The organism is Mesorhizobium sp. M7A.F.Ca.CA.004.06.1.1 (assembly GCF_003999135.1).
In the GTDB taxonomy this organism is placed as follows: domain Bacteria; phylum Pseudomonadota; class Alphaproteobacteria; order Rhizobiales; family Rhizobiaceae; genus Mesorhizobium.
The window spans coordinates 1-7864 of the sequence record NZ_RZPQ01000220.1 but is presented as its reverse complement, the minus strand read 5'-3'; the positions used below and the strand labels follow the sequence as shown (position 1 = coordinate 7864).

General features: G+C 62.2%; 13 protein-coding genes. 8 read left to right on the top strand and 5 right to left on the bottom strand.

Translation table 11 applies throughout. The features are described from left to right. Window positions 1-713: LysR family transcriptional regulator (locus tag EN906_RS15285; RefSeq protein WP_164773357.1), on the bottom strand; the 713-nt coding region annotated here is incomplete at its 3' end. A 111-nt stretch (window positions 714-824) separates the two neighbouring features. Here EN906_RS15285 and EN906_RS15280 point away from each other — a divergent pair. The 3 genes from EN906_RS15280 (at window position 825) to EN906_RS15270 (ending at window position 2167) form a co-directional block, all read left to right on the top strand. Further along, window positions 825-1460: an FMN-dependent NADH-azoreductase gene (locus EN906_RS15280; protein WP_127268106.1), complete on the top strand. Its 636-nt coding sequence runs from the start codon at window positions 825-827 to the stop codon at window positions 1458-1460. Window positions 1461-1630: 170 nt separating this feature from the next. Further along, entirely contained in the window at window positions 1631-1870 is a 240-nt protein-coding gene (locus tag EN906_RS15275) for a CopG family ribbon-helix-helix protein (RefSeq protein WP_127256140.1), read from the top strand. A gap of 3 nt (window positions 1871-1873) precedes the next feature. Then, window positions 1874-2167 (top strand): type II toxin-antitoxin system RelE/ParE family toxin, encoded by a 294-nt coding sequence (locus tag EN906_RS15270; RefSeq protein WP_127268105.1) that lies wholly within the window; start codon window positions 1874-1876, stop codon window positions 2165-2167. A 20-nt stretch (window positions 2168-2187) separates the two neighbouring features. Here the strand turns inward: EN906_RS15270 and EN906_RS15265 are convergent, their stop codons facing one another. Continuing rightward, complete coding sequence (locus EN906_RS15265; protein ID WP_127268104.1) at window positions 2188-2487, bottom strand: AzlD family protein; 300 nt, start codon at window positions 2485-2487, stop codon at window positions 2188-2190. Then, entirely contained in the window at window positions 2484-3218 is a 735-nt protein-coding gene (locus EN906_RS15260; RefSeq protein ID WP_127268103.1) for an AzlC family ABC transporter permease, read from the bottom strand. Before EN906_RS15260 ends, EN906_RS15265 begins: the two co-directional genes overlap by 4 nt. Window positions 3219-3388: 170 nt before the next feature. On the opposite strand from EN906_RS15260, the gene EN906_RS15255 reads away from it, so the two are divergent. The 5 genes from EN906_RS15255 (at window position 3389) to EN906_RS15235 (ending at window position 6726) form a co-directional block, all read left to right on the top strand. Continuing rightward, window positions 3389-3847 carry an Lrp/AsnC family transcriptional regulator gene (locus EN906_RS15255; RefSeq protein ID WP_127268102.1) on the top strand — a complete coding sequence of 153 codons (459 nt, stop codon included), beginning with the start codon at window positions 3389-3391 and terminating at the stop codon, window positions 3845-3847. A gap of 126 nt (window positions 3848-3973) precedes the next feature. Continuing rightward, window positions 3974-5176, top strand: coding sequence for an MFS transporter (locus EN906_RS15250; protein ID WP_127271347.1), 1203 nt, complete (start codon window positions 3974-3976; stop codon window positions 5174-5176). 296 nt (window positions 5177-5472) lie between these two features. Beyond that, window positions 5473-5736, top strand: a complete 264-nt coding sequence (locus tag EN906_RS15245; RefSeq protein WP_127268100.1) for a YMGG-like glycine zipper-containing protein — start codon at window positions 5473-5475, stop codon at window positions 5734-5736. 52 nt (window positions 5737-5788) lie between these two features. Further along, window positions 5789-6424 carry an outer membrane lipoprotein carrier protein LolA gene (locus tag EN906_RS15240; RefSeq protein WP_127268099.1) on the top strand — a complete coding sequence of 212 codons (636 nt, stop codon included), beginning with the start codon at window positions 5789-5791 and terminating at the stop codon, window positions 6422-6424. A gap of 92 nt (window positions 6425-6516) precedes the next feature. Beyond that, a complete protein-coding gene (locus tag EN906_RS15235) occupies window positions 6517-6726 on the top strand; it encodes a hypothetical protein (RefSeq protein ID WP_127268098.1) in 210 nt (69 codons plus the stop codon). A gap of 78 nt (window positions 6727-6804) precedes the next feature. On the opposite strand, the gene EN906_RS15230 is transcribed toward EN906_RS15235, so the two are convergent. Together EN906_RS15230 and EN906_RS15225 are read right to left on the bottom strand one after the other, a co-directional pair. Next, window positions 6805-7104, bottom strand: a complete 300-nt coding sequence (locus tag EN906_RS15230; RefSeq protein WP_127268097.1) for an HlyU family transcriptional regulator — start codon at window positions 7102-7104, stop codon at window positions 6805-6807. 112 nt (window positions 7105-7216) lie between these two features. Continuing rightward, the coding region (locus EN906_RS15225) for a PadR family transcriptional regulator (protein ID WP_245484257.1) at window positions 7217-7864 on the bottom strand (648 nt) is incomplete at its 5' end.

Here is a 7864-nt window from a genome sequence, read left to right as displayed (position 1 = left end):
CCCCAACCCAGCCCCTCGCGCATCAGCATATGCTTGGTGCGCACATCCGTCAGCCGCCAGGTGCGGTAGGCGAAGACGCCGAAGTCGCGCCCCTTGGTGCGCTCCGACTGGTCGGTGACGACAAGCTGCGTGTGTTCGCGCGCATCCTCGATCGCCACCGGCTTCGGCAGCAGGGCCAGCGGATGGCTGGGCGCGGCGGCCAGCACGATCGACATGAAGCCGATGCGCACGAGATGCACATCGACATCGCCCAGCAGGCCGCCAATGCCAAGGTCGGCCTGCCCGCTGACGACATGATCGGGGATCAGGCCGAGCGTACCGATATGCAGGCGCAGCATCACGGTCGGAAACTGCGCCTCGAACGCCTTCAGCACCCGCACCAGCACCGGCGACGGCAACGCTGCGTCGACCGACAGCGCGACTTCAGCCTCGAGCCCTTGATGATGGCCGTCGACGCGCGAGCGGATGCGCTGCAGCACACCGATCATGCGCCGCGCATCCTCCAGCATCGCCCGGCCGATCTCGGTCAGTTGCGGCTCGCGGGTACCCTCGCGCTCGAACAGTTTCAGCCCCAGCTGCGCCTCGAGATTGGCTATGCCGTAGCTGATGACGGACTGTGCCCGGTTGAGCCTGCGGCCGGCGGCCGAGAAGCTGCCGGCTTCGGCGACTGTCACAAAGATCTGAAGTTGATCGAGCGTCGGATTGGGCCGCATCGTGATATCTAACTTATAGATGGATCGTATAGAAAGTATACCAGTTTATTGAATGGATCGAAAGTCCCATATCTGGCGGGACAAATCATTCCAACCGCTGGAGAGCCCAAAATGTCCATTCTTCTCATCACTTCGAGCCCGCGCGGCGCCGCCTCCCATTCGACCCGCATCGCTACCGAATTCGCTGAAAAGCTCGTCGCCGCCGATCCGTCGAACACGCTCGTCGTGCGCGACCTCGTCGCCAATCCGCTCCCTCATATCGACGCCGACTACGCGAGCGGCATCTACGTGCCGGCGGAAGCGCGCACTGCGCGCCAGGCTGAGGTCGTCGGCGTCTCCGATGTCGTGCTCGACGAGCTGTTTGCTGCCGACACCGTGATCCTGGCCACAGGCTTCATCAACTTCAACATCTCCTCGACGCTGAAGTCCTGGGTCGATCATATCTCTCGTTCCGGCAAGAGCTTTTCCTATGGCGAGAACGGCCCCAAGGGTCTCGTCACCGGCAAGAAGGTCTATATCGTGCTGGCTTCGGGCGGCATCTATTCCGAAGGTGCGGCCGTGCAGTTCGATCACGCCATTCCCTACCTGCGCGGCGTGCTCGGCTTCCTCGGCATGACCGATGTCGATGTCATCCGTATCGAAGGCGTCGGCATGGGTCCTGACGCGGTGACCGCAGCGCTCGCCAAGGCGACCGCCAAGGTCGATGCCGTGGTGGCAGCCAGCCAGGGTGTCGCGGCTGCCGCATAGGGAAAAGACTTAAATTGGAGGGCAGGCGCTTGGCGCCCGCCCTTTTTCAATGCGCTCCCCGCTTGTTTTCCTGACAGTAAACAGCGCGAAGCGACCAGAGTCCTTTGGGTGTGACTTGACGATCCACCTTGGTTCACTCACAATCACAATGAACCAAGTGGATCGAAACCATGACGGCTTTCACCGTACGCCTCCCCGACGACACGACAAACAGGCTCGACCAACTTGCCGAAAAGCTCGATCGCTCGCGCTCTTATGTGGCCGCCAAGGCCATCGAAGACTTTGTAGCTCGTCAAGAGTGGCAACTCGCTGAGATAGAGGCCGGATTGGCCGAGGCCGAGCGCGGTGAGTTCGCCAGCGAACAAGAGTTGGCCGCCGTGATCGGGAAATACGTCAAGCCCGCCGGCTGATCCATGAGCCGCAAGACAATCCGTTGGACCAAGCGGGCTTTGCGTCGGCTTGGCGAAATCGGCGCGCATATCGAGAAAGACAGTCCCGAAGCTGCCGCCCGTGTCATTGGGCGCATCTTGTCCGCAGCGGAGTTGCTTACCGAACAGCCGGCTATGGGTCGCGTTGGACGCATCAAGGCGACGCGAGAACTCGTTTTGGCCGATATCCCATATATCGTCCCCTATCGCGTAAGCGAAGATGCCGTCGAAATACTTACCGTCATACATGCCGCCCAACAGTGGCCAAAGAGCCTCTGAGCCAACTGGCCGCTGCCTTTCTAGCCGATGAAATGCCTGAGCAACCCCGCCGAAGCGACTCCGATCAGCACAGTCGGCAGCATGGAAAGCCGCGTGGCGGCCACCAGCGTAACAGCCAGCGCCAGAATATCCGCCGGGGACTTCGACACGAAGGCCGGTGCGATGACAGAGATCAGCACGCAACCGGGCGCAGCTTCCATCACAGCCGTGGCACGGGCGCTGAGTGTGCGGTTGCGCAGCACGACATAGCCGCCGATGCGCGTGAGATAAGTGACGCCGGCCATCAGCACGATGGTGAAAAAGGTCGTTGCATCGATCATGCATCACTCGCCATCAGCCAGGCCGCGACCAGACCCGACATGGCGCCCGCGGCGACATACCAGGCGCCGGGAACGAAGAGATAGACCAGTGCCGCCACGACCAGGCTGACCAGCCAGGGTCGCGCCGCCGCCATCCCCGTCCACATGCCGCGCATCAGCACCAGGAAGACAGCCGGGAACGCCATGTCGAAACCATAGGCCCCGACGTCGCCGAGCATCGGACCGAGCAAGGCACCCAGCGTGGTGAAGACCACCCAGGTGAGATACATCGCCAGCGCCGCGCCCATATAGTAGCGCGGGCTGAAGGCCGGCATGATGCCGGCAGCAGTGCGCTGTCTGGCATCGGCCAGACCCAGCGCCCAGCTCTCGTCGCACATAAAGAAAAGCGCCGGAAACACCTTGCGCCGCGGCAGGTGGCGCAGGAACGGCGCCAGTGCCGCACCCATCAGCAAATGACGGCTGTTGACCAGGAAGGTGATGGCGACGATGAGCACGATGTGCGGCGGCGACGTCCACAATTGGATCGCCGCGAATTCCGAACCGCCGGCGAAATTCAGCCCTGTCATCGCGGACAGTTCGACCGTGCTCAGCCCTTTTTGCGTGGCCTGGGCGCCAAGCACCAGCGCATAGGGGATGGTGCCGAACAGCACCGGCGCGCAGGACGCCACGCCTCGGCGGAATTCGGATCCCGAACCATTGCCCGCCGCCTCGACTGCCTGTGAAATGCTCATGTGTCTCCACTGGCGCGCCTCGCGGCCGCCGCTGCCCTGCGTTTGAACTCTCATGACACTGGCGGCAAACATACCCACAATTCTCCGCAATATGGTTGCGAATATTGTTGTACTTCAACTAGGTTCGGCATTGAGTGCCATTAATTTCAAAATAGATGGAATCTAGAGCCATGAAGCTGGATGAGATCGACAAGCGGATCCTGCGGGCGCTGCAGCGCGACGGCCGCATGGCCAACAACGATCTGGCCAAAGAGGTCGGCCTGTCGCCCTCTCCTTGCCTGCGGCGCGTGAAGCTGCTGGAGGAAGCCGGCATCATCGATCGCTACGTCGCAGTGCTGAACCCCGGCAGCATCGGCAAGGGCCTCACCTTCTTCACCCGCATCTGGCTGAAAACGCAGGATGAGGACACGATCGAGCATTTCGCCACCGAAGTCGCCAAGCTGCCGCAGGTGATGGAGTGCTATTTGATGCTCGGCGATTGCGACGCCATGGTGCGCGTGGTGGCAGCCGGCATCGACGATTACCGCCGCTTCCAGTCGGAGCATCTGAGCCGCATCAAGGGCGTGCAGAACGTCAAGACCGACGTCCCCAGCCAGACGATCAAATACACGTCGGAACTGCCGATCTGAGCTGCCGAAAACGGCGTCACGTCAAACTGGATAAAAAATGCAACCGGATTGTAGGATCGAACCCGGTGCCGGCGTCCTTCGGGTGCAAGCAGCGCGCAGCGCTGCCTTTAGGCATGGGAGATTTGAATGAGCCTTTCCTATCGTTGGGTCATCGTCGCCGCTGGCGCGCTGATGTCCTGTGTCGCCATCGGGACGATGTTTTCGCTGGCGATATTCCTGGAGCCGATGGCGATCGACACCAACTGGTCGCGCGCCGGCATTTCCAGCGCCATGACGCTCAACTTCCTGGTGATGGGCCTTGGTGGCTTCGCCTGGGGCGCGATATCGGACCGTTTTGGCGCCCGCATCGTCGTGATGATCGGCGCGGTGCTGCTCGGGTTGGCGCTGGTGCTGGCCAGCCGCGCCGGTTCGCTGCTGAGCTTCCAGATCACCTATGGCGTCCTGGTCGGTCTCGCGGCAAGCGCCTTTTTTGCGCCGATGATCGCGCTGACCACAGGCTGGTTCGACACCAACCGCAGCCTTGCCGTCTCACTGGTCTCGGCCGGCATGGGCGTGGCGCCGATGACGATCTCGCCCTTCGCCCGCTGGTTGATCTCCGCCTATGACTGGCGCACCGCCATGTTCGACATCGGCATTACCGCCTGGGTGCTGCTGTTGCCGGTGGTGCTGCTGGTGCGCCAGCCGCCGAAGCCCCTCTTGGTCGACACCGGCTCCGCGCCGGTTGCCGAAGGTGCCGGCCTGACAGTCAGCCAGGCGCTGCGCTCGCCGCAATTCATCGTGCTCGGGCTGACCTTCTTTGCCTGCTGCGCGGCGCATTCCGGACCGATCTTCCATATGGTCAGCTATGCCATGCTGTGCGGCGTCGCCCCCATGGCAGCGGTCTCGATCTACAGTGTCGAAGGTCTGGCAGGCCTTGGCGGCCGGCTCTTCTACGGCGTGCTGGCCGACCGGCTGGGCGTCAAGCCGGTGCTGATCGCGGGCCTGGCGATCCAGGCGATCGTCATTGCCGCCTATCTGTCGATCAGCCAGCTTGAGCAGTTCTACATGCTGGCCGTTATCTTCGGTGCCACCTATGGCGGCGTCATGCCGCTCTATGCGGTGCTGGCGCGCGAATATTTCGGCCAGCGCATCCTCGGCACCGTGTTCGGCGCCGCCACCATGCTGTCCAGCCTCGGCATGGCATTGGGACCGCTTGCCGGCGGCATGGTGTTCGATGCCTACGCCAACTATTCCTGGCTTTTCATCGGCTCTGCTCTTATCGGGCTCGGCGCGGTCGGCATCGCCATCGCGTTCCCGCCACTGCCACGCAGGGAACTGCAGCCGGCTTAGTTCGGGTCGACTTCCAAACCTTGCTGGCCAGGCGCGCAATCAGCCTGGCCCGTTCGGTTCGCCGCGGATCCTGTCCTCTGTTTCATCCGTTCTCCCTTGTGCGAGTGCGGAAGTCCACGGCCAACGTTTGCACCAAGCGACGACTTCGCGCACCCGTCCACCAGTGAGGGTACGATTTGAGCCGAAGGCGCGCGGCTCCGCCACGGCCAGGCTTGAATGGCAGGCAACGGTCGATGGATCGAAAAGCTCTCTTAAGCATTTAAGCTTTGGCTAATAGTAGCCTCAGGAGAGAAACGATGAAAAAGACGCTGCTCATTTTGAGCCTGCTCATTCCGCTCTCGGCGTGCTCCCGTACCGAACAAGGCGCCGCCGTCGGCGGCTTGGGTGGCGCGGCCGTAGGCGCCGCGGTGGCCGGAGACCCTGTGGAAGGAGCGGTTGTCGGCGGTGCGGTCGGAGCGATAGCCGGGGCGGTCATCGGCCACGCCAGCGAAGCCGGCCAGTGCAGATATCGCGATCGGTACGGCCGGGTTTACGTCGCACGGTGCCCGGACGGTTACTGATCTCAAGACGCGTGATCTCCTTCGATCACGCGTCTGCTTGGGGGTTAATCGAATGGCCTATCGGATCAAAAAGTTGCCGGGTTTCTTGTTTGCCGCTGTTGGCGCTGCCGCGTTGAATATCGCGTCCACGATTGCGATTTCGGCCGCGCCGGTTGATGCGAAGACGATTGCCGATCACTTCTCATCGGTGAAATCTATGTCAGGGGATTTCGTGCAGTCGGGCCCGAAGGCGGAAAGAAAACATGGCAGGTTTTTTCTCCAACGCCCGGGCAAGATCCGGTTCAATTATGCTGGCCAATCTGGGATCAGCGTGATTGCGGATGGTAAATCCCTGGTGGTTTACAACAGGAAACTGAAGACATCGCGGCTCTATGCTCTCTCGAAGACGCCGCTGAAGCTGCTGCTCGACAACAAGGTCGACTTCTCCGGCAGTCGCCTCAAGAGCATCAGAGACGACGGCGCCCAAGTTACCGTCAAGCTGGCCGACAGATCGGCTTTCGGCAATTCGAACATCTCCATGGTGTTCGACAGAAAATCGCTCGATCTGCGCAGATGGAGCCTCACCGACGAGAAGGGACTTACCACAACGGTGACTATATCGAATGTGAAGCAGGGCGTTCGCGCTCCCGAGGGCACCTTCGTTATCGATTATGCGGCGAACCGTGAATTCAACACCACAACGAAATAGCGGCGGCCGCAGAATGGTCACAGCACCGGAACCAATATGATCAGCGGCGGTTTAATCCGTGAAGGGACCGGAACCGCAAAGGACGCGGCACAATGATTGAAATTCACAGCATCGAAGCGGCCAACGCCAGACTGCGCATAAGGAGAGCTGAGCACTCTCTGAAGCGCGCGAATGACTTGCTGGACGAGGAAGGCGGCGTCGCTCTTAATCTGGCATTGTGCGGCCGGATAAGGGCCGCGAGAAGGCATCTGATCGAGGCCAGGGCCCGCCTGATGACGATCGATCCCGCCAGGACGAGTTGATCCGCCGGCGGTCGTAGGTCAACCCGGACCGAGAGGTCCATCGTGGCGCAAAGGCCCGCATGGACCTGTGGCGGTGATCTACCCAAAAATCCGGTCGCCCTGCTCGTCGACCAGTTGGATGCCCTTCTTGATCGAGATGTCGACGGCGTCGTCGAGCCCGGCGAAACGGTCGGCACGGATGAATTTGTGTTCCTTCACCACACCGTCGATCTCCTTGGAGACGACGCCGCACGTCTGGTATTGGCCATCCGCCTTGTAGGGCGTGGCGCTGATCAGGAAGCCCTTGTGCTCGACCTGCTTAGCTGGCGCTGCACTTGTTGGTCCAGCCGTTTCGGCTCCGCTGGCGCCACCGCCGAAAAGACGCTTCAGAAAAGACATCGGGCTTCCTCCAACAGCATTCATCCCGCACCATGTAGAGTGACGCGGGATGAATTTCACTATCGGTCCTTGGCCCAGCGGGCAAGGGCTGCGTCCGGTCGGCTGGACGAGCTTACTTGCGCGACAGCGCTTCCAGCGCCTCGGCGGCGGCTTCGAGGATGGCGATCGCCTCGGCCTGCTTGTCGGCCGGGGCGTCGACGAAGTCACCCAGAGCCGCGCGCAGTCGGTGGCGGACTGCGCGGAATTCGTCGCGCGCTTCCGAACGATCCCCGCGGCTACCCCGGCCGCCACGACGCCCGCCCTCTTCACTCTCGTCGTTCCAGCCGAACCAGTCGCGCGCCTTGGCCATTTTGCGGCCGAAGCGCTCTAGATGGTCGAGCACGCCATCGATCATCTCGCGGTTGTCGGCGAGATGCGCCTGGCCAGCTTCGGTGATCGAAAACACCTTCTTGTTGCCGTCGGCGGCGGAGGCGGCATAGCCGGCCTCTTCCAGGAAGGTCAGCGTCGGGTAGACCACGCCCGGGCTCGGGCTGTAAATGCCGCTGGTGCGCTCTTCCAGGGCCTTGATGATGTCGTAACCGTGGCGCGGCGCCTCGGCCAGCAGCGACAACGTGATCAGCTTGAGGTCGCCGTCGGCCAGCATGCGCCCGGCGCGGAACATGTCGCCCGGGCCGCCGCGCCCGCCACCGCGACCGCCCTGCCCGAGCGGGCCAAAACCGCCGCCCCCTCTGCCACCAAATTTGCCGGCCATGTGCATGAA

What these genes read in the sequence shown, in the direction of transcription:
- EN906_RS15280 (WP_127268106.1), top strand. Translation starts at nt 825, where the DNA reads ATGTCCATTCTTCTCATCACTTCGAGCCCGCGCGGCGCCGCCTCCCAT.
- EN906_RS15275 (WP_127256140.1), top strand. Translation starts at nt 1,631, where the DNA reads ATGACGGCTTTCACCGTACGCCTCCCCGACGACACGACAAACAGGCTC.
- EN906_RS15270 (WP_127268105.1), top strand. Translation starts at nt 1,874, where the DNA reads ATGAGCCGCAAGACAATCCGTTGGACCAAGCGGGCTTTGCGTCGGCTT.
- EN906_RS15265 (WP_127268104.1), bottom strand. Translation starts at nt 2,487, where the DNA reads ATGATCGATGCAACGACCTTTTTCACCATCGTGCTGATGGCCGGCGTC.
- EN906_RS15260 (WP_127268103.1), bottom strand. Translation starts at nt 3,218, where the DNA reads ATGAGCATTTCACAGGCAGTCGAGGCGGCGGGCAATGGTTCGGGATCC.
- EN906_RS15255 (WP_127268102.1), top strand. Translation starts at nt 3,389, where the DNA reads ATGAAGCTGGATGAGATCGACAAGCGGATCCTGCGGGCGCTGCAGCGC.
- EN906_RS15250 (WP_127271347.1), top strand. Translation starts at nt 3,974, where the DNA reads ATGAGCCTTTCCTATCGTTGGGTCATCGTCGCCGCTGGCGCGCTGATG.
- EN906_RS15245 (WP_127268100.1), top strand. Translation starts at nt 5,473, where the DNA reads ATGAAAAAGACGCTGCTCATTTTGAGCCTGCTCATTCCGCTCTCGGCG.
- EN906_RS15240 (WP_127268099.1), top strand. Translation starts at nt 5,789, where the DNA reads ATGGCCTATCGGATCAAAAAGTTGCCGGGTTTCTTGTTTGCCGCTGTT.
- EN906_RS15235 (WP_127268098.1), top strand. Translation starts at nt 6,517, where the DNA reads ATGATTGAAATTCACAGCATCGAAGCGGCCAACGCCAGACTGCGCATA.
- EN906_RS15230 (WP_127268097.1), bottom strand. Translation starts at nt 7,104, where the DNA reads ATGTCTTTTCTGAAGCGTCTTTTCGGCGGTGGCGCCAGCGGAGCCGAA.